General features: G+C 61.6%; 18 protein-coding genes. 4 read left to right on the forward strand and 14 right to left on the reverse strand.

Annotation, left to right across the window (positions count from 1 at the left end):
• Positions 1–35 precede the first annotated feature (35 nt).
• Positions 36–1,178, forward strand: coding sequence for an aminotransferase class V-fold PLP-dependent enzyme (locus RGQ15_RS11370; protein WP_311160337.1), 1,143 nt, complete (start codon positions 36–38; stop codon positions 1,176–1,178).
• Positions 1,179–1,270: 92 nt separating this feature from the next.
• On the opposite strand, the gene RGQ15_RS11375 is transcribed toward RGQ15_RS11370, so the two are convergent.
• From RGQ15_RS11375 to gltX, 14 genes are all read right to left on the reverse strand, one after another.
• Entirely contained in the window at positions 1,271–2,602 is a 1,332-nt protein-coding gene (locus RGQ15_RS11375) for a glutamine synthetase family protein (protein ID WP_311160338.1), read from the reverse strand.
• A gap of 3 nt (positions 2,603–2,605) precedes the next feature.
• Positions 2,606–3,433: an ABC transporter permease gene (locus tag RGQ15_RS11380; RefSeq protein ID WP_311160339.1), complete on the reverse strand. Its 828-nt coding sequence runs from the start codon at positions 3,431–3,433 to the stop codon at positions 2,606–2,608.
• Positions 3,430–4,308, reverse strand: a complete 879-nt coding sequence (locus RGQ15_RS11385) for an ABC transporter permease (RefSeq protein ID WP_311160340.1) — start codon at positions 4,306–4,308, stop codon at positions 3,430–3,432. Before RGQ15_RS11385 ends, RGQ15_RS11380 begins: the two co-directional genes overlap by 4 nt.
• Before the next feature lie 61 nt (positions 4,309–4,369).
• Positions 4,370–5,098 carry a transporter substrate-binding domain-containing protein gene (locus RGQ15_RS11390; RefSeq protein ID WP_311160341.1) on the reverse strand — a complete coding sequence of 243 codons (729 nt, stop codon included), beginning with the start codon at positions 5,096–5,098 and terminating at the stop codon, positions 4,370–4,372.
• Positions 5,099–5,121: 23 nt separating this feature from the next.
• The gene (locus RGQ15_RS11395) at positions 5,122–5,925 is read right to left on the reverse strand and encodes an ABC transporter ATP-binding protein (protein ID WP_311160342.1); all 804 of its coding nucleotides are present in this window, start codon (positions 5,923–5,925) and stop codon (positions 5,122–5,124) included.
• 74 nt (positions 5,926–5,999) lie between these two features.
• A complete protein-coding gene (locus tag RGQ15_RS11400) occupies positions 6,000–6,464 on the reverse strand; it encodes a tellurite resistance TerB family protein (protein ID WP_311160343.1) in 465 nt (154 codons plus the stop codon).
• Positions 6,465–6,527: 63 nt separating this feature from the next.
• Positions 6,528–6,824, reverse strand: coding sequence for a DUF1330 domain-containing protein (locus RGQ15_RS11405; RefSeq protein WP_311160344.1), 297 nt, complete (start codon positions 6,822–6,824; stop codon positions 6,528–6,530).
• A gap of 81 nt (positions 6,825–6,905) precedes the next feature.
• Positions 6,906–7,814, reverse strand: coding sequence for a polyphosphate kinase 2 (gene ppk2 / locus RGQ15_RS11410; protein WP_311160345.1), 909 nt, complete (start codon positions 7,812–7,814; stop codon positions 6,906–6,908).
• A gap of 66 nt (positions 7,815–7,880) precedes the next feature.
• Positions 7,881–8,333: a hypothetical protein gene (locus tag RGQ15_RS11415; protein ID WP_311160346.1), complete on the reverse strand. Its 453-nt coding sequence runs from the start codon at positions 8,331–8,333 to the stop codon at positions 7,881–7,883.
• A 42-nt stretch (positions 8,334–8,375) separates the two neighbouring features.
• Positions 8,376–10,019 (reverse strand): CTP synthase, encoded by a 1,644-nt coding sequence (locus RGQ15_RS11420; RefSeq protein ID WP_311160347.1) that lies wholly within the window; start codon positions 10,017–10,019, stop codon positions 8,376–8,378.
• A 144-nt stretch (positions 10,020–10,163) separates the two neighbouring features.
• Entirely contained in the window at positions 10,164–10,676 is a 513-nt protein-coding gene (gene secG, locus RGQ15_RS11425; protein ID WP_311160348.1) for a preprotein translocase subunit SecG, read from the reverse strand.
• 120 nt (positions 10,677–10,796) lie between these two features.
• Positions 10,797–11,450: an SDR family NAD(P)-dependent oxidoreductase gene (locus tag RGQ15_RS11430; protein WP_311160350.1), complete on the reverse strand. Its 654-nt coding sequence runs from the start codon at positions 11,448–11,450 to the stop codon at positions 10,797–10,799.
• Positions 11,451–11,561: 111 nt separating this feature from the next.
• Positions 11,562–12,854: a citrate synthase gene (gene gltA, locus RGQ15_RS11435; RefSeq protein WP_311160351.1), complete on the reverse strand. Its 1,293-nt coding sequence runs from the start codon at positions 12,852–12,854 to the stop codon at positions 11,562–11,564.
• A 57-nt stretch (positions 12,855–12,911) separates the two neighbouring features.
• Positions 12,912–14,318: a glutamate--tRNA ligase gene (gltX, locus tag RGQ15_RS11440; protein ID WP_311160352.1), complete on the reverse strand. Its 1,407-nt coding sequence runs from the start codon at positions 14,316–14,318 to the stop codon at positions 12,912–12,914.
• 133 nt (positions 14,319–14,451) lie between these two features.
• Here gltX and RGQ15_RS11445 point away from each other — a divergent pair, with 133 nt between their 5' ends.
• The 3 genes from RGQ15_RS11445 to RGQ15_RS11455 are packed head-to-tail and all read left to right on the forward strand — an operon-like array spanning position 14,452 to position 18,238.
• Positions 14,452–16,677 carry a ComEC/Rec2 family competence protein gene (locus RGQ15_RS11445; protein WP_311160353.1) on the forward strand — a complete coding sequence of 742 codons (2,226 nt, stop codon included), beginning with the start codon at positions 14,452–14,454 and terminating at the stop codon, positions 16,675–16,677.
• Positions 16,674–17,252 (forward strand): heme NO-binding domain-containing protein, encoded by a 579-nt coding sequence (locus tag RGQ15_RS11450; protein ID WP_311160354.1) that lies wholly within the window; start codon positions 16,674–16,676, stop codon positions 17,250–17,252. The genes RGQ15_RS11445 and RGQ15_RS11450 overlap by 4 nt, the downstream gene beginning before the upstream one ends.
• Positions 17,249–18,238, forward strand: coding sequence for a GGDEF domain-containing protein (locus RGQ15_RS11455; protein ID WP_311160355.1), 990 nt, complete (start codon positions 17,249–17,251; stop codon positions 18,236–18,238). Before RGQ15_RS11450 ends, RGQ15_RS11455 begins: the two co-directional genes overlap by 4 nt.
• Positions 18,239–18,249 lie beyond the last annotated feature (11 nt).

Below are 18,249 nucleotides of genomic sequence, written 5' to 3' on the forward strand. Positions count from 1 at the left end.
GTCTGGCCAAAAGTATTTGCAGGAAAGGATAACCCATGCCCGGTCTTCGCCCAGATGTCGATCCCGATGGCCTGCAGGAATTCTCGGTGGTCTTCACGGACCGTTCCCTGAACCACATGTCCCAGAAGTATCAGGCGGTCATGCGCGAGATCTCGGCCACGCTGCGCGAGGTCTATGGCGCCGAAGCGGTGGCATTGGTGCCTGGTGGGGGGACCTGCGCGATGGAAGCCGTCGCACGCCAGTTCGGCCGCGATGCCCATGCGCTGATCATCCGCAATGGATTTTTCAGTTTTCGCTGGAGCCAGATTTTCGACATGGGCGGCTTTGCCCGTGAAACGACCGTGATGATGGCCCGGCCCTCCGGCAATGAGCCAAAGGCGCCATTCGCGCCGGCGCCGGTCGATGAGGTCGTCGCGAAGATCCGCGAATCACGCCCCGATGCCGTCTTCGCACCTCATGTCGAAACCGCCGCCGGCATGATTCTTCCCGATGACTACATCAAGGCGATTGCGGATGCCGCCCATGAGGTCGGCGCGATCATGGTGCTGGATTGCATCGCATCGGGGGCCGTCTGGGTCGACATGCAGGACACCGGGGTGGATGTGCTGATCTCGGCCCCGCAAAAGGGCTGGTCGGCGTCGCCATCGGCCGGAATGGTCATGTTGTCGGCGCGTGCCGTGGAGCGCCTTGAAACGACAACGTCGAACAGCTTCGCGCTGGATCTGAAAAAATGGCGCGCGATCATGAAGGCTTACGAGGATGGCGGGCATGCATATCACGCAACCATGCCGACCGACGCCCTGGTCGGGCTGCGCGATGCCATGAATGAAACCCGCGACCTGGGCTTCGAGGCCGCGCGCGATGCGCAATGGCGACTTGGGAACGCGGTCCGGGCCGAGCTTGCCGGACGCGGGCTGCGCTCGGTCGCGGCGGAGGGCTTCGCTGCCCCGGGCGTGGTTGTGTGCTATACCGAAGACCCCGAAATCCAGACCGGCAAGAAATTTCTCGCCCAAGGATATCAGATCGCGGCAGGCGTTCCGCTTCAGGTCGGTGAAGGCGAAAGTTTCCGCAGCTTCCGGATCGGTCTTTTCGGTCTCGACAAGCTGAGTGACGTCGATGGGACGCTGGCGCGACTCGTTCCCGCGTTCGACGCGGTTCTCTCGGACGGTCGGGCCTAGCCAGCTTCTGCGCCCCCTTGAAAAGCGCCGCTAACAGGGCGGCGCTTTGCTGCATCGAAATGAGGTGAAAGGGGGCCCAGCCCCGGATCGGATCAGACAGTGTCGAGGTAAAGTTCGACGGTCTCGTCGTCTGACAACTCGGCCATGTAGTGCAGTTCCTGCCGCTTGGTCATGACGAAGTTTTCGATCAGATGCCCTGGGAAGATCCGCTTGATCTGCGGAGAGCTATCGAAAGCGTCGATCGCTTCACCCCAGGTCGTCGGCAGTTGTGCCAAGCCCTGTTCATAGGCATTGCCCTGGATCGCGGGCGGCGGTTCGACCTTGTCTTCCAAGCCGTTCAGCGCCGCGCCCAGAACCGCCGCGACAGTCAGATAGGGGTTCACGTCCCCGCCGGCGACGCGATGTTCGATGCGACGCGCCTTGGGCCCCGAGGACGGGATGCGGATCGCTGAGGTGCGATTTTCATACGCCCAGCCGATTCCGGTCGGGGCATGGGCGTTCGGAACCAGGCGATCATAGCTGTTTTCATGCGGCGCGAAGAGAAGCGTCGAACCGGGCATTGCGGCGAGGCATCCGGCAACGGCATGGCGCAGGCGATCCGAGCCTTCTTCCCCGCCATTGTCAAAGATATTGTCGCCATTCCGGTCGAGGACCGAGAAATGCATATGCATGCCGGACCCGTTCCAGCTGTCATATGGTTTCGCCATGAACGAGCCGGCAAATCCGTAGCGGCGGGCAAGGCCCTTGACCAGAAGCTTGAAAAACCAGGCATCATCCGCTGCCTTCAGGGGATCGGCCTGATGCATCAGGTTGATTTCGAACTGGCCGGGCGCCGCTTCGGAAATGGCGGTATCGGCTGGGATATCCATCGCCTCGCAGGCATCATAAAGTGATGTGAAGAAGCGGTCGAAGGCATCCAGCGCACGCAGGCTGAGCGTTTCGGCCCCGGTGCGACGCTTGCCGGAACGCGGGCTGGGCGGAACGCGAAGCTGTCCGCCTGAATCGTCGATCAGGAAGAATTCAAGCTCGGTGGCGACGACGGGGGTCAGCCCCACGGCCTTGTAGCGTTCGACGATTCGGGCCAGCGCCTGGCGGGGATCACCCTCATAGGGGCGGCCGTCAAGGTGGAACATCCAGAGCGGCAAAAGCCCGGTCGGCGCTTCGAGCCAGGGCATGGGCATGAAGCCCCGCTCGGTGGGCAAGAGCAGGCCATCCGGATCACCCGACTGGAAGACAAGGGGGCTGTCTTCGACATCCTCGCCCCAGATATCCATATTGAGGACGGAAAAGGGAAACTTCGTACCCTCCGTCAGTAGCTTGTCGGCGAAACGCGCGGGAATGCGCTTGCCGCGCGCCACGCCATTCAGATCGGCGGCAGCGACTCGGATCGTCTTCACTTCGGGATGCTCTCGCAACCAGTCCATGGTTCACCTGAAAAGATTGGGCCGGTAACGGATCTTGCGAACGGGTCCCGGCAAATGGCGATTAAGTCGCCTGTTGACGACCCCGAAAAGCGAAATCAGGCACAGGGTCAGTAGGATGAAGTAACCCGCGACGATCGGATAGGCGACGAAGGGGTTGAAAGTCTTGTCCGCGAAATAGCTGGCGTAATAGAGGCTGTCTCCCTTTTGCTGGAAGGCTGGGAAGCTCGAGAAGAAGACCAGCGTCGTTGCGTGGAAAAGGAAGATCGCCTCGTTCGTATAGGCCGGCCATGCAAGGCGCATCGCGGTTGGCCATGAGATCCGACGGAACCGCGTCCATCCGGTCATGCCGTAGGCATCAGCGGCCTCAAGTTCGCCCTTGGGAAGGTTGCGCAGCGCGCCGTAGAAGATTTCGGCCGAATAGGCGGCCGTGTTCAAGATCAGCACGAAAAGAGCGCCGGCCCACGCCCGCGTCATCCAGCTGGTCTGGACGGTCATGCCAAAGATGTCGATCCCGGCGCGCGGCAGCTGTACCAGCGCTTCGTAGGCGACGAAGAACTGGATGAAAAGCGGGCTGCCTCGGAAAAGGAAGATGAACCATTCGGAGGGCTTGCGCAGCCACGCATGCCGGCTTGATCGCGCGACGGCTAGCGCATTGGCCAGGAAAAAGCCGAAGAACAGCGCAAGCGCCCCGAAATAGATGTTCCAGATCAGCCCCGAGCCAATCAGGACGAACTGATCGCAAAGGGTGAAATCGGTGCGCGGCAGCAAGCGTTCACCGATGCCGATGGCGCGCAGACCATAGTCATGCAGGGTCTGGAGGCACTCGCTCATGTCGCGGTCTTTCGCATGGCCTCGCCGGCCATCGTCGCCTGCCCGGCCGAAAGGCGGGCGCGGATGCGGTCGAAGATCCGTTCGGAGCCCCAGGTCATCAGAAGGTAGAACACGAGAATTGCCAGGAAATAATAGATCCGCCAGTCAGGATGCGGAAAGGAATAGGCGCTGGTCTTCGAGCCGCCGAGTTCGCGCGCCCAGTAGACGATGTCCTCGACCCCAAGGACGAACAGAAGCGGGGTCGCCTTGATCAGGATCATCCAGAGGTTCGCGAGACCGGGCAGTGCAAAGGTCCACATCTGGGGGATCAGGATGCGACGGTTCACCTGCCTCGTGGACATGCCATAGGCCTCTGCGGTTTCAAGCTGGGCTTTCGGCACGGCATTCATCGCGCCGTAAAGCACGTTCGCCGCAAAGGCGCCGAAGACGATGGAAAACGCGATCACGGCCAGGAAGATGCCATAGCTTTGATGGATCCATTCCGGAGAGGTCGAAAGCGGCAGCTTGGCGGCCGGGCAGACCACGAAATCATTGCCTTGCCGGATCGGTATGCTGGGGTCGCAATAGACCTTGGCCCGCAGGTATTCGAAGGCCTGGTCCAGCGCGATCGGCACGAAGAGAAAGAAGATGATGTCGGGCACACCCCGTACCATCGAGGTATAGATCTTGCCGAACCAGCGCAGCGGCGCGATGCGCGACCGAGAGGCGAGCGCCCCGCCGAAACCGAACAGCAGCGCAACCGGCGCCGTGATCGCCAGAAGCAGGATTACCGTACCGAAGGAAAGGTAGAAAAGCATGTGCTTGCCCGAGGTCAGGTAGCACATCAGCCATGCAAGCCCTTCGAGCGTCTTGGGGTCGGCGCAGGTGGCGAACATCGGGCACTCCAGTTGAGCCTGCGCGATCCATGTCGCGCAGGCCTATCCGTCTTGGATCAGCTTAGAACTGCAGGGCCTTTTCGCCGAACCATTTCTTCAGCATCTCATTCAGCGTGCCGTCGTCTTTCATCGACTGGATGGCAGTATCGAATTTCGCCTTCAGCTCTGCATCCGACTTGCGGACGCCCATACCGATGCCTTCGCCAAGCTTGACGTTGTCCTGCCCCTCGACCCAGACCAGTTCGCCATTGGATTCCTCAAGCGACGGAGCCAGGAAGTCCTTGTCGGCGAAGACCGCGTCGGCCTCTCCGTTGCGGACCGCAGCGATGGTTTCTTCGCCGGTTGCGAATTCCAGAAGCGTCGCGCCGGTCGATGCGACGTGGCTCGCCTGGATGGTATTGGTTTGCGCCGCGACGATACCACCTTCGATATCGGCATCTGCAGTCAGTGCCATATAGGCCGAAGGCATCGGAGGGGTGTAGGGATCCGAGAAGTCGATCGCCTTCTTGCGTTCCTCGTTGATGTTCATGCCGGCCATGATCGTGTCATAGTTCGAGCTGACGAGGTTCGGGATGATCGAATCCCAGTCGTTCTTGACCCAGGTGCAATCCAGTTCCGCGCGTTTGCACAGCTCGTTGCCCAGCTCGATCTCGAAACCGTCCAGGTTTCCCTGGTCGTTCACGAAGTTGTAGGGAGGGTAGGCGCCCTCGGTCGCCATGCGGACGGTCTGGGCCGCGCCCATTCCTGCGGTCAGGGCCAGTGCGGCCGCTGCGAGAATCAGCTTTTTCATTGTTTTTGACTCCTGTTGGACTTTCAAACGGCCATCGTCGCGCTCAGAAACTGGCGCAGACGCTCGGACCGCGGCGCACCGAAGAGTTGGGCGGGCGGTCCTTCTTCCTCGATCCGGCCTTGATGGAGGAATACGACATGGTCACTTACATCGGCGGCAAGCCGCATGTCATGGGTGACGAGAAGCATGGTGCGATGCTCGGCCGCCAGGTCCTTGATGACGCGGACGACCTCTTGCTGCAATTCGGGGTCGAGCGCGCTTGTCGGTTCATCGAGGAGGAGCGCCTTGGGCTCCATGCAAAGGGCGCGGGCGATGGCGGCGCGCTGCTGCTGACCACCCGAAAGCTGCGCAGGCCAGGCATCGGCCTTGTCGCCGATACCGACCTTGGCCAGAAGCTCGCGGGCGCGGGCCTCTACCTGCGCCGGGTTTCGTTTCAGGACATGGACGGGTGCTTCCATCAGGTTCTGCAGAATGGTCAAATGCGACCAAAGATTGAATTGCTGGAAAACCATCGAAAGGTTCGTGCGCAGGCGCGTCACCTGGGCGCGATCAGCCGGAACGCGCGCTATGCCGGCGCCACGCCATTTGACCGGTTCGCCCTCAAACAGGATCTCGCCCTGCTGGCTATCCTCAAGCAGGTTGCAGCAACGCAGAAGCGTCGACTTCCCCGAACCGGATGAACCGATCAGGCTGATGACATGACCACGCGGCGCGACCAGATCGACACCACGGATCACCTCCAACTGAGCATAGGCCTTGTGAAGGTTCCTGATCTCGATCACCGGGGTCGGGGCTGGCTGGTCCGGGCGGGGATCGGTCTGGTTCATGGATGCTTGGCTCATACGGAAAGAAGGTGTCGATTCAGGGGCAAACCCGGCTGCAAGGAAGATGCGAGCATTGCCTAGCTAAGCCCCGAAATCCCCAGATCGTCCAGCACGCGCTGTCGAACAAGTGCGGAATCGCGATCGTTGACCCCGAGAAGGCCTGCGATGAGGCGGATCATGCTTTCCTCTTCGGCACTGCGGCTGCCATCGGCATATGCCACTTCCCAGAGCGCGGCGATGATATTGCGCCGATCCTCGATCTCCACGCGGTCCTTGATCGAACGGGTGAAACGCACCGTGTCGGGTGCCTCGGCCTCGATCATTTCTGCGGCGGCACGTCGTTCGGCGGCCTCATTGTGGTCAAGCCCGCGACGGCGCGCGAGAACCATTTCGATCCGCCGCTTTTCGATCTCGCTGTAACGGTCATCCGCGCGGGCGATCCGAACCAGAAGAGCAGCAATCGCGACTTCGCCGTCTTCGGAAGGAAGGGCAGCGGTTTCGGACATATCCGAGAAAAGGCGACTGAGCAAATTACGAAACATGGCCCGATACTAGAGCAGTATCCAGAAGAGCTAAAGAGATTAAAACCTCTGCTTCAAGGTGCCTCAGACCGGCTCGTAGCCCTCGACGATCACCAGATCCGCGATCGAGCAGGGTTGGCGCAGCGCGAGTGCCGCCTGATATTCCGGGCTTTCGTAACAGGCCCTGGCCGTAGCCAGATCGGCCAATTCGATCACGACGGTGCGCGGTCTCAGCCGCCCTTCAAGAGCGTGCTGATCGCCGCCCCGCACAAGAAAACACGCGCCGAATTTCGTGAAGGCGGCTGCATTTGCCAACCTGTAGGCTTCGTAGGCGGCGGGGTCATCCACCGTGACGTGGCCGATCCAATAGGCTTTGGGCATGGGAACCTCGCATTGATCATTCCCATGCAGGATGCCGCTTATCGGACGGGTGGCAAGGCCAGAAGCCCCGGCGGACCCAACCTAGTAACGTTGCGGCACATAAAGCTCGGGCGGCAGTACCGAACGCTCGTAATCGGGATTGAAGACGCGATCGGGCAGGGAAACGGCCTCATGCGGCACGTCACCATAGGGTATCTTGGCCAGAAGATGGTTCATGCAGTTCAGGCGGGCGCGTTTCTTGTCATTGCCGGGAACGATGTACCAGGGGGCCTCGGGAATGTTGGTGCGCAGCAACATCTCTTCCTTGGCCTTGGTGTAGTCTTCCCAGCGGATGCGGGACTGCAGGTCCATCGGCGACAGTTTCCACTGTTTCAGCGGGTCGTGGATGCGGACAAGGAATCGCATCTGCTGTTCCTCATCCGTAACCGAGAACCAGTATTTGATCAGGCGAATGCCCGAACGAACCAGCATGCGTTCGAATTCCGGAACGTCGTCGAAGAACTGTTCAACCTCGTTGTCCGTGGCGAAACCCATCACCCGCTCGACACCTGCGCGGTTGTACCAGCTTCGGTCGAACAGCACGATTTCGCCGCCCGCGGGCAAGTGCGAAACGTAGCGCTGGAAATACCATTGCGTCTTTTCGCGATCCGAGGGGGCGGGCAGGGCGACGACACGGCAGACGCGCGGATTGAGGCGCTGCGTGATCCGCTTGATGGCGCCGCCCTTGCCGGCACTATCCCGCCCTTCGAAGATCACGACGACCTTTTCCTTGTGATAGCTTACCCAATCCTGCAGCCGGATCAGTTCGGCCTGCAGGCGAAGCAACTCGCTGAAATACTGGTGGCGCGGCATTTCATCAGGATGGGTCTCGCGATAGATCCGGGCGATTTCGCGCGAAAGGGCGGCGTCCTCGAGCTCGATCTCGTAGTCTTCGTCGATCGTATCCCGCATTTCGGCCCGAAGCCATTCCGACGGCGTTTCGTCCCGCATTGCAATCTCCTGAGTTTTTACGCGCGGGATAGCCCACGCATGTGACATTTTCGTGTCAAACTGGTCTTAGAACAGGTGCGCACAGGCCCGGATGAAGCCGAAAGCGAAACTACCGCCCTGGCTATCGGCGACCGTGCCGCACCAGCGCCCGTCATTGGAAAAGAGGCTTTTGCTGGAACGCGGTTTGTAGGCGACCCGCTTGCCGTTCAGATCGAACAGGTTCAGCGTCCCTGAACCATTGGGCGCATAGTAACCCACGACCGAACCATCCCCGGTAAAGATCACCCGCCGCTCATTCGCGGGGTTGCCGGGAGAGTTCGCGAAGCTGGCAGAGGAGTTGGCCGCATTGGCCGAGGAATTGGCCGCCGCATTGGGCGAGTTCGCCTGCCGGGCAGGCGAATTCTGTGGCGCGCCGGGACCCAGGTCGAAAGGTAGCGATGACTGCTCGATCAGGAATAGCGGAGCATCGGCCATTGCGGGGCCGACGCAGGCAGCGAGGATGAGGGCAAGGCGCTTCATCGGGACCATCCTTTGGTCCCGATCTTGGCCGAGAAAGGCGGCTCAGACCAGCCTTTCGTTGTCCATCGCGGCGCGCACGAAGCCCGAGAACAGCGGTGCCGGCTCGAAAGGCTTCGATTTCAACTCAGGATGCGACTGCACGCCGATGAACCACGGGTGATCACCGTATTCGATCACCTCAGGCAGACGACCGTCCGGCGACATGCCCGAGAAGCTCAGACCGGCATCCTCGAGTTTGTTGCGATATTTGGCGTCGACCTCGTAGCGGTGGCGGTGGCGGTCCTCGATCTCGAGCGCACCTTCATAAATTTCGGAAATCTTCGAACCCGGCGTCAGCACCGCGGTATAGGCGCCAAGACGCATGGTCCCACCCTTGTCGTCGGTGACCTTGCGCTGCACGGTATAATTGCCCTGCACCCATTCCTTGAGATGGTAGACAACCGGGGTGAAACGCGTCTCTCCGGCCTCGTGGTCGAATTCCTCGGAACCTGCATCGGGCATTTCCGCAAGGTTGCGTGCCGCCTCGATCACCGCCATCTGCATGCCAAGGCAGATGCCGAGATAGGGCACCTTCTTCTCGCGGGCATATTTCGCGGCGGCCACCATGCCCTCGGTGCCTCGCTCTCCGAACCCGCCGGGCACGATGATGCCGTTATAGCCGTCCAGCAGATGCGCGCCTTCGCCCTCGAGCATCTCGCTGTCGACCCAATCGGTCTTGACGCGGACCCGGTTCGCCATGCCGCCATGGGTCAGCGCCTCGGAGATCGACTTATAGGCGTCCTCGAGCTGCGTATACTTGCCGACGATCGCGACCTTGACCTCGCCCTCGGCGTTCTCAAGCCGGTCCATGACATCTTCCCAGCGCGACAGGTCAGGGCGCGGGGCGGGGCTGATCTGGAAGGCATCCAGAACGGCCTGGTCAAGGCCCGCGCGATGATAGGCCAGCGGCGCCTCATAGATCGATTTCAGGTCGTAAGCGGGGATGACGGCGTCGGGACGCACGTTGCAGAACAGCGCGATCTTGGCGCGTTCCTTTTCCGGGATCGGATGTTCGCTGCGGCAGACCAGCACGTCGGGCTGCAGCCCGATCGACCGAAGCTCCTTCACCGAATGCTGCGTGGGTTTGGTCTTCAGCTCGCCCGAGGCAGCCAGGTAGGGCAGCAGGGTCAAGTGCATGTAGATGCACTGGCCGCGCGGACGTTCCTGCGAAAACTGGCGGATCGCTTCGAAGAAGGGCAGGCCTTCGATATCACCGACCGTGCCGCCGATCTCGCAAAGCATGAAATCGACCTCATCCTCGCCGACGGAAAGGAAGTCCTTGATCTCATTGGTGACGTGCGGGATCACCTGGATCGTCTTGCCGAGATAGGCGCCCTTGCGTTCCTTTTCCAGCACGTTGGAATAGATCCGCCCCGACGAGACCGAATCGGTCTTGCGCGCCGACACGCCGGTAAAACGCTCGTAGTGCCCAAGGTCGAGATCGGTTTCTGCCCCGTCATCGGTCACGAAGACCTCGCCATGCTCGAATGGCGACATCGTGCCCGGATCGACGTTCAGGTAGGGGTCAAGCTTGCGCAGCCGGACCGTGTAACCGCGCGCCTGCAGAAGGGCTCCCAGCGCCGCCGATGCCAGCCCTTTTCCAAGGGAAGAAACCACACCGCCGGTGATGAAGATGTAACGCGCCATCGAGGCCCCCGTGAGTTCGAAAATAGAAAACGCGGCCCGAATCTGGCCGGCATCACGGGACTCGACTTATAATCGATTAGTCCTGTGGCCGCAACGGACCGCTAGCTGTCGTGTCGGGGTGCCTGAAGCACCCCAGTTATTGTGTCAGTTGGTTTGCGCCGGTGCCTCGGCCGCCGGAGCGGGCTCTGCAGGCGTCTCGGTGGCAGGCGTTTCTGCTGCCGGCGGCATGACCGGTTGGATCGCCGGGGCTTCAGTCTGAGCCGGGGCGGGCACGTTGCCACCGGGAACCGGGGGCAGAACGGGCTGACCTGCGGCCGGCGGCGGGCTGTATTCGCCAATGCCGGGCAGGGTGGTCGTGGGCTCATCGCTCGGCTCGCTGCCGATGTTCAACTGGTCGACGATCGAGCCGCCCGACGAGTTCTGGGCCGCAATGACGGTCAGGGTCAGCGAGGTGACAAGAAAGGCGCCTGCAAGGATCCAGGTCGCTCTCGACAGGGCGTTTGCTGCCTGGCGACCGGTCATGACGCCGCCACCACTGCCGCTGCCCATGCCAAGGCCGCCGCCTTCGGACCGCTGCAACAGCACGACCCCGATCAGCAAGACAGCAAGGATCAGATGCACGGTAAGGACGACGTTTTCCACCACGGGGCCTTTCATTCTGCGACGCGCCTATCTAGTCACCACCGGCACGATTGGCAAGCGGATGCGGCGGGTCGATGGTTATTGCGTGTCGCATGGCAACAATTCCGGATGAATTGCCGCGAGAGATTGTGGGTTTCAGAGAGTTTCCCGCAAGATCCGTTCGGCCTCGCTGCGACAGGATGTCAGTTCGCTGCGGTCCTCGCCGGGAAAGAATCGTGCCCGCGTGGCGGTCGGCATGGGGGCCGGATGGGCGATGACCACGCGTGGGCCGACGTTTTCGTTTTCGGCCTGCCAGCTTTGCGCCAGCGCGATCTGCGCGGCTTTCGTAGCCCCGTAGCTGCCAAAGAATTTCTGTCCCGCACGCGCGTCCCCGAAGAAAAGCGCTGTTCCGTCGCGCATACGCAGCAGGGGTTCGAAAAGGGTGATCAGGCCGCGGGTCGCCACGACATTCAGATCGACTGATTTCTGGAAATCCTTGGCATCGACATGCCCTGCGGGTGCCAGGGGTGCCGCGTGAACTGCGCAATGCGCCCAGAGGTCAAGGCCACCCCAGCGGCCAGCCACGGCCTCGGCCAGCTTCATCATGGGTTCGGGCTGGCCGACATCCATCGGGGCCAGCGTTGCGCTGCCTCCGGCCTTGCGAATGCGGTCGTCCAGTTCTTCCAGCGCACCCGTCGTTCGGGCCACGGCAAGAATATGCCACCCTTTCGCGGCAAGCGTTTCGGCCAAAGCGGCGCCAAGTCCGCGCGAGGCGCCGGTGATCAGCGCGATTTTCGATGCGTCAGTCATGGCGCAGGTGTGGCACCGCGCAACTCGCCGCGCAAGGGGCCGGAAGCGGTGCCAAGATGCGAAACGGCCCCGGAAAATTCCGAGGCCGTGACATGATTTCAGCTGTCGTACTCAGCGCTTGGCGAGATCGATGTAATCGCGCTTTTCGGCACCGACATACAGCTGGCGCGGTCGGCCGATGCGGTTCTGCGGGTCTCCGATCATTTCTTTCCACTGCGACACCCAGCCGACGGTCCGCGACAATGCGAAGATCGGCGTGAACATCGAGGTCGGGAAGCCCATCGCCTCGAGGATGATGCCCGAATAGAAGTCGACATTCGGATACAGTTTCTTCGAGACGAAATAGTCGTCTTCCAGGGCGATCTTTTCCAGTTCCTTGGCAACCTGAAGGATCGGGTTGTTGTGGATGCCCAGAAGCTCCAGCACCTCGTCCGCCGATTCCTTCATGACCTTCGCGCGCGGGTCGAAGTTCTTGTAGACGCGGTGGCCGAAGCCCATCAGGCGGAAGGGGTCGTTCTTGTCCTTGGCCTTCGCGATATATTCGGGGATGCGGTCCACCGAACCGATTTCGCGCAGCATTTCCAGACAAGCCTGGTTTGCACCGCCATGCGCCGGCCCCCAGAGGCAGGCGATGCCGGCCGCGATGCAGGCGAAGGGATTCGCGCCCGACGAACCGGCCAGACGCACGGTCGAGGTCGAGGCGTTCTGTTCATGATCGGCATGCAGCGTCATGATCCGGTCCATGGCTTTCGCCAGGGCGGGTTCGACCTTGTAGGGTTCGGCCGGAACGGCGAAGCACATGTGCAGGAAGTTCGACGCGTAATCGAGATCGTTGCGCGGATAGACGAACGGCTGGCCGACGGAATATTTGTAGGCCATGGCGGCGATCGTCGGCAGCTTGGCGATCAGTCGGATCGACGCGATCTCGCGCTGCAGCGGGTCCGAAATATCGGTCGAGTCGTGGTAGAAGGCCGACATGGCCCCGACAACGCCCACCATGGTTGCCATCGGGTGCGCGTCCCGGCGGAAACCACGGAAGAAGTTGTGCATCTGTTCATGCACCATCGTATGGCGCGTGACGCGGGTCTCGAAATCGGTCAGCTGAGTTTCGGTCGGCAGTTCACCGTAAAGCAGCAGGTAGCAGACTTCGAGGTAATGCGACTGGTCCGCCAATTGCTCGATCGGATAGCCGCGATACCACAACTCGCCCTTGTCACCGTCGATATAGGTGATCGTCGAGTCGCAGGATGCGGTCGAAGTGAAGCCCGGGTCATAGGTGAACACATCCGCCTGACCATAGAGTTTGCGGATGTCCAAGACATCCGGTCCAGCTGTCGGGCTCAGGATCGGAAGATCGATCTCTTTTCCTTCAACCAGCAGCTTTGCGGATTTGCTTTCTGCCATTCCCTGTCTCCTTTTACACCTGTCTCCGGTTGGGGCCGGACGATGGGATGCGGGCGATCAGCCCGCGTGATCCTGCAGCCGGGCCAGGGTTTCCTCCTGGCCAAGCGCCAACATCATGTCGAATACGCTCGGGGTCGAACTGCGGCCGGCAAGGGCAGCCCGCAGCGGAGCTGCAATTTTGCCAAGACCCAGCCCGTGCGACTCGCCAATCTGCTTGGCTGCCGCTTCGAGGTCGTCGCGCGTCCAGCTAGCATGCTGCAATGCGGCAGTCAATTCACTCAGTATACCACGGGATACCGTGTCGAGTGCGGCGGCCGCTTTTTCCTCGATCACCAGGGGGCGGTCGACCATTGCAAAATGAGCCTGCTCCATGAGGCCGGGAAGGGTCTTGGCCTTGGCCTGAAGAACCGGCAGGATCGGCCTCAGGCGCGCCGATTGCGTTTCCGTCAGCGGGGCTGCGCCAGCTTCGTCCAGATATGCGGCAATTTCCTGCATCAGGCGATCCGTATCCATCTGCGCGATATGATAGCCGCTCACATGTTCCAATTTCTTGAAGTCGAGACGGGCAGGCGCCTTGCCGATCCCCGGCAGGTCGAACCATTCCCTGGCCTGGGCATCATCGAAAAGTTCATCGTCGCCATGGCTCCACCCGAGCCGCGCGAGATAATTGCGCATGGCGGCGGCAGGATAACCCATCGCCGCGTATTCATGCAGGCCGACCGCCCCGTGCCGCTTCGAAAGCTTCTTGCCGTCGGGGCCATGGATAAGCGGGATATGGGCAAAAACGGGAATGTCCCAGCCCATGGCCTGATAGATCTGGATCTGGCGCGCTGCATTTGTGAGGTGGTCATCGCCGCGTATGACATGGGTGACGCCCATGTCGTGATCGTCGACGACGACAGCATGCATATAGGTGGGCGTGCCGTCTGATCGCAGCAGGATCATGTCGTCGAGCTGGTCGTTTCCGAACGTCACGTCACCTTGCACGGCATCGTGCACGATGGTCTGTCCATCGCGTGGAGCGCGCAGGCGGATCACATAGGGGGCATCAGGATAGGTGGAAGCATCGGCATCGCGCCAGGGCGACAGGAAAAGGGTCGAACGACCCTCCGCTCGCGCCGCTTCGCGGAAGGCGTCGATTTCAGCGGGCGTCGAGAAGCATTTATAGGCGGTTCCATTCGCAAGCATCTCGCGCGCGACTTCGGCATGGCGATCGCGGCCTTCGAACTGGCTGACGGGTTCCCCGTCCCAATCAAGACCCAGCCATTCCAACCCCTTCAGGATTGCCGCGGTGGCTTCCGGCGTCGAACGTGCCCGGTCGGTATCCTCGATCCGCAGCAGGAACTTGCCTCCGCGGCCTCGCGCGAAAAGCCAGTTGAAAAGCGCCGTCCTTGCGCCGCCGATGTGAAGATAGCCGGTGGGCGAGGGTGCGAAACGGGTCACGACAGGCGTGGAAGCATTCATGGCGGGCGGTTCCGTCAATTGATCAAGGATAGGGCCTGTCTCGTTAATCCTTTTGAAAGGCCGGACATGCCATCTTGGCGACAGCAATACGCAAGCTGCATGACAAGGACAAGTTGGCGTCGTGGAAGTACAGGTGGCAGTTCCTGTTCCTGCAGGCTCGACCAGGTATCCCGGAAGGGTGCGGCCTGCGGCACGGGCAAAGGGTGCTCGCAGCCGGCCGGATCGGGACAGCCGCGTCGGATTGCTGTGCTGGACACCTTTCTGGCTGGCGATAGGGATCGGTGGATGGTTCGCCCTTGAAGCCGAACCCCGCGCGCTTTTCTACATCCTGACATTTCTCACGGCCCTTTCAGCATTCGCCGCCATGGCTTTCGCCGCAGTCTTTGCCGAAAAGGGGCACATTTCCTGGCGGAGAGCAGAAATTCTGCGCGGGGCGGCATTTGCGATCATGCTGGTGGCGGGCGGGGCGGGGGCGGCCGGTTTTCGATCGTGGCAGGTGTCGGGACCGGTTTTGGCCTTTCGATATTATGGTCCGGTCGAAGGGCGCGTCGTGGATATTGACCGTTCGTCGCGCGACCGGATCCGACTGACGCTTGATCGGGTCGCGCTGGACGGCGTAAGTCCCCAGAAAACACCCATTCGCGTGCGGATTTCCCTGTTTGTGACCGATCCGCTGCCGGAATCCGGCGCGCAGGTGATGCTGACAGCGCATCTGGGCCCACCGGGCGGGCCGACCGAACCGGGAGGCTTCGATTTCAGGCGCATCGCCTGGTTCGAAAGCCTCGGCGCGATAGGCTATTCCCGCACCGCCACCATGACGGTCGAGCCGCCCCGGAAAGGTGGCACGCTCGCCCTGCACCGGTTGCGCAATCGCATCGCGGAAGCCATGCGCGACAAGATCGGCGGGCAGGCCGGCGCTGTGGCCGCTGCGCTCATGACGGGGGATCGAACAGGGATTACCGAAGCCACGAACCAGATCATGCGGGACGCGAATCTTTATCACATCGTGTCGATTTCTGGCCTGCATATGAGCATTCTGGCCGGCTTCGTCTATTCAGCCCTGCGACTTGGCGGATTGGGCCTGGCCGTGATGATCGGCTCCGGCGCGATCCACGTTCACAAATGGGCTGCTGCGGGGGCACTTGTCGCGGCGGCGATCTATCTGGTGCTTTCCGGGGGGGATGTTGCGACCGAACGCTCGTTCATCATGGTTGCGGTCATGTTGGTCGCGGTCATCGCCGACAGAAGGGCGATTTCGCTTCGCTCGATCGCGCTCGCGGGGGCCATCATCTTGCTGCTGACCCCGGAAGCCCTCGCCTCAGCCGGCTTCCAGATGAGCTTCGCCGCGACTATTGCCCTGATCGTGTCGCATGGCCCGTGGATGCGGATTGCGCCGATCGTGCCTCTGTGGCTCAGGCCGGTTGCCATGCTCTTCATCTCTTCGCTGGTCGCAAGTCTCGCGACAGCGCCTTTCGCCGCCGCACATTTCGGGCGGATGACCCAGTACGGTCTTCTGGCCAATCTCCTGGCCGTACCCATCGTCGGCACCGCCGTAATGCCAGCGGGCGTGATTGCCGCCGTGCTTGCGCCGATCGGTCTGGCCGATCTGCCGCTTTGGGTGATGGGAATGGGTACCCGATGGATGCTTTGGGTTGCAGAGATCGTGGCAGGTCTCGACGGCGCCGTCACGCGGGTTCCCAGCCCCCCTGGGCATGTCCTGCCGTTGATTGGTGTCGGGGCGTGTCTCGTGATCCTGGCGCAGAACGCCGCGAACAGGAACGGATACCTGCTTCTGGTGCAACGTGCGATCGGGGCCGTTTTCATCAGCTGCGCGATTGCCGCCTGGATTGCGGTAGACCGTCCCATGATCCTCATTTCGGCCGATGGCGATGCGGTGGGAGTAATGACGTTGTCTGGACGCTCGCTTTCGAAACCAAAGGGGGGCGCTTTCGCAGTTGCAGAATGGCTCGAGGCGGATGGCGATATCGCGACACAAGCGGCAGCCTCGCAAAGACCCGCCTGGAGTGGCCCGTCGACCGCCCGGGAAACGAGGCTGATGACACCGGCCGGTCGGGTTGTCCTGCGTCACCTTACGGGCAAAGGCGCGGCGCAGAACCTGGAGGCAGCTTGTCAGCCAGGCTCGGTTGTCGTCACGACGGCTGCACTGGACCGGTCGCAGCACAAAGATTGCGAGCTGTTCGACCTTCCCCGACTGCGTCAAACCGGCTCCGTCGCCATGGTCTCAACAGCACAGGGTCTCCGCGTCGTCACGGCACGCGAAGGTTCCGGCCGCCGTGCGTGGTCCGGTCAGCGGCACACTGATCCGGAACGCGGATCAGGGGCAGGAAGGAAGCAATGAACGGGCTCATCATCAGATCGATCGAACAGTTCTTGCGCACCAGCTACGGTGACGCATTCTGGCAGGAAGTCGCGAAGCGAACGGCCATCGATCCGCATGGCGTCCTGTCGATAAATTCGCCTTCCTCCCATCTCGCGAGGCGCCTCGTGCTTGCTGCGGCGGCCCTGCTGAGGAAATGCCCCTCCGAGATTCTGGAAGATCTTGGCGGCTGGATGGTGCGGCTGGAGCCGATCCGGAGGCTCTTGCGGTTTCGCGGGCCCGATTTTGCGGAGTTCATAAAATCCCTTGATGAGCTGCCGGCGCGCGCCGCGATGGTTCTACCGGATTTCGACCCGCCCGATATCATCGTGCGCGCAATCGGCCCGGATGAATTCGAAATTGAAAGCCGCAAGCTTCCGCCGGGCTGGATCTGGGTACTCGCCGGGGTCATCCGCGGCATGGCAGACGATCACGGCACGCTTTCGCTGATCGAGGTCGCCAAGGAAAACATCGTCGTCAGGGTCGTGCTCATGGATCATGGGGTCGCGCGACCGTTCGCACTTTCGACACGCTCGCAAAGGCGGTCAGGCAAATGAGGCTCCCTGCGGATTTGCGCAGCCTTCTTGACCGGCTCATGCCCATGCATCTCTGCCTCGCCGGTGACGGCAGTATCGTTTCGACCGGAAGAACCCTGCGAAAGCTGATCGGCCCCGCCAGATCCATGTCGGAATGCCTCCACCTCGACTTGCCGGCCGAATGCGGCATGTCCCAGCATGAAATCGGGGCACTTCTTGGCAGCGGGCGCAGACTGGTCTTTCGGACAGGACACGCGCCCTGCATAACGCTTATCGGCCACGGTGCCAGCCTTCATGGAGGCACGCTGATTTCCCTGGGTTTCGGCGCCAGCCTCGTTCCCGCGATCGAAAGCTTCGGTCTCACATCGCTCGATTTCTCGCCTGCGGATCTGACCATGGAATTCCTCTTCCTCCACGAGGCGAACCAGGCGGTGATGCGCGAATTGGCACGGCTCAATCGGGGTCTTGAAGAAGCGCGCGAAGCGGCCGAGGTGATGGCCCATACGGATCCGCTGACCGGGCTGCTCAATCGCCGGGGTTTCGAACTCGCGCTTGCGGGGATCGGACGAAAGGCGTCCCTGAGGTCTTTCGCCCTGGCCCATCTGGACCTTGACAACTTCAAGGAAGTGAATGACCGGCACGGCCATGCGGCGGGGGATGAAATCCTGATCCATGTCTCGCAGGCCCTGCGGGCCGAGACCCGCGCAAGCGACCGGCTCGCCCGGGTCGGGGGTGACGAATTCCTTCTTCTGTTGAGCGGGCCGGTGAGCCGCGAACAACTCGACGGCTTCGGACATCGGCTGATTGCGCGTATTCGCGAACCATTGATGATCGACCACGCGATCTGCAGGGTTTCGGCCAGCATCGGTTTCAGCCTGTCGGAAGAATATGACACGATCGAACTGAGCGAAATGCTGGCCGACGCGGACGCGGCTCTGTATGAGGCCAAGGAAACAGGGCGGAATTCTCATCGGTTCGCCGCGCTTGGCGCATTCGAAAGGCGTTAGACAGGTCACGA

Origin of the sequence: Paracoccus sp. MBLB3053 (genome assembly GCF_031822435.1) — a bacterium.
GTDB lineage: Bacteria > Pseudomonadota > Alphaproteobacteria > Rhodobacterales > Rhodobacteraceae > Paracoccus > Paracoccus aurantius.

Bases quoted from the DNA above. Each gene is read 5' to 3' on its own strand.
- RGQ15_RS11370 (WP_311160337.1), top strand. From the start codon at position 36: ATGCCCGGTCTTCGCCCAGATGTCGATCCCGATGGCCTGCAGGAATTC.
- RGQ15_RS11375 (WP_311160338.1), bottom strand. From the start codon at position 2,602: ATGGACTGGTTGCGAGAGCATCCCGAAGTGAAGACGATCCGAGTCGCT.
- RGQ15_RS11380 (WP_311160339.1), bottom strand. From the start codon at position 3,433: ATGAGCGAGTGCCTCCAGACCCTGCATGACTATGGTCTGCGCGCCATC.
- RGQ15_RS11385 (WP_311160340.1), bottom strand. From the start codon at position 4,308: ATGTTCGCCACCTGCGCCGACCCCAAGACGCTCGAAGGGCTTGCATGG.
- RGQ15_RS11390 (WP_311160341.1), bottom strand. From the start codon at position 5,098: ATGAAAAAGCTGATTCTCGCAGCGGCCGCACTGGCCCTGACCGCAGGA.
- RGQ15_RS11395 (WP_311160342.1), bottom strand. From the start codon at position 5,925: ATGAACCAGACCGATCCCCGCCCGGACCAGCCAGCCCCGACCCCGGTG.
- RGQ15_RS11400 (WP_311160343.1), bottom strand. From the start codon at position 6,464: ATGTTTCGTAATTTGCTCAGTCGCCTTTTCTCGGATATGTCCGAAACC.
- RGQ15_RS11405 (WP_311160344.1), bottom strand. From the start codon at position 6,824: ATGCCCAAAGCCTATTGGATCGGCCACGTCACGGTGGATGACCCCGCC.
- ppk2 (WP_311160345.1), bottom strand. From the start codon at position 7,814: ATGCGGGACGAAACGCCGTCGGAATGGCTTCGGGCCGAAATGCGGGAT.
- RGQ15_RS11415 (WP_311160346.1), bottom strand. From the start codon at position 8,333: ATGAAGCGCCTTGCCCTCATCCTCGCTGCCTGCGTCGGCCCCGCAATG.
- RGQ15_RS11420 (WP_311160347.1), bottom strand. From the start codon at position 10,019: ATGGCGCGTTACATCTTCATCACCGGCGGTGTGGTTTCTTCCCTTGGA.
- secG (WP_311160348.1), bottom strand. From the start codon at position 10,676: ATGAAAGGCCCCGTGGTGGAAAACGTCGTCCTTACCGTGCATCTGATC.
- RGQ15_RS11430 (WP_311160350.1), bottom strand. From the start codon at position 11,450: ATGACTGACGCATCGAAAATCGCGCTGATCACCGGCGCCTCGCGCGGA.
- gltA (WP_311160351.1), bottom strand. From the start codon at position 12,854: ATGGCAGAAAGCAAATCCGCAAAGCTGCTGGTTGAAGGAAAAGAGATC.
- gltX (WP_311160352.1), bottom strand. From the start codon at position 14,318: ATGAATGCTTCCACGCCTGTCGTGACCCGTTTCGCACCCTCGCCCACC.
- RGQ15_RS11450 (WP_311160354.1), top strand. From the start codon at position 16,674: ATGAACGGGCTCATCATCAGATCGATCGAACAGTTCTTGCGCACCAGC.
- RGQ15_RS11455 (WP_311160355.1), top strand. From the start codon at position 17,249: ATGAGGCTCCCTGCGGATTTGCGCAGCCTTCTTGACCGGCTCATGCCC.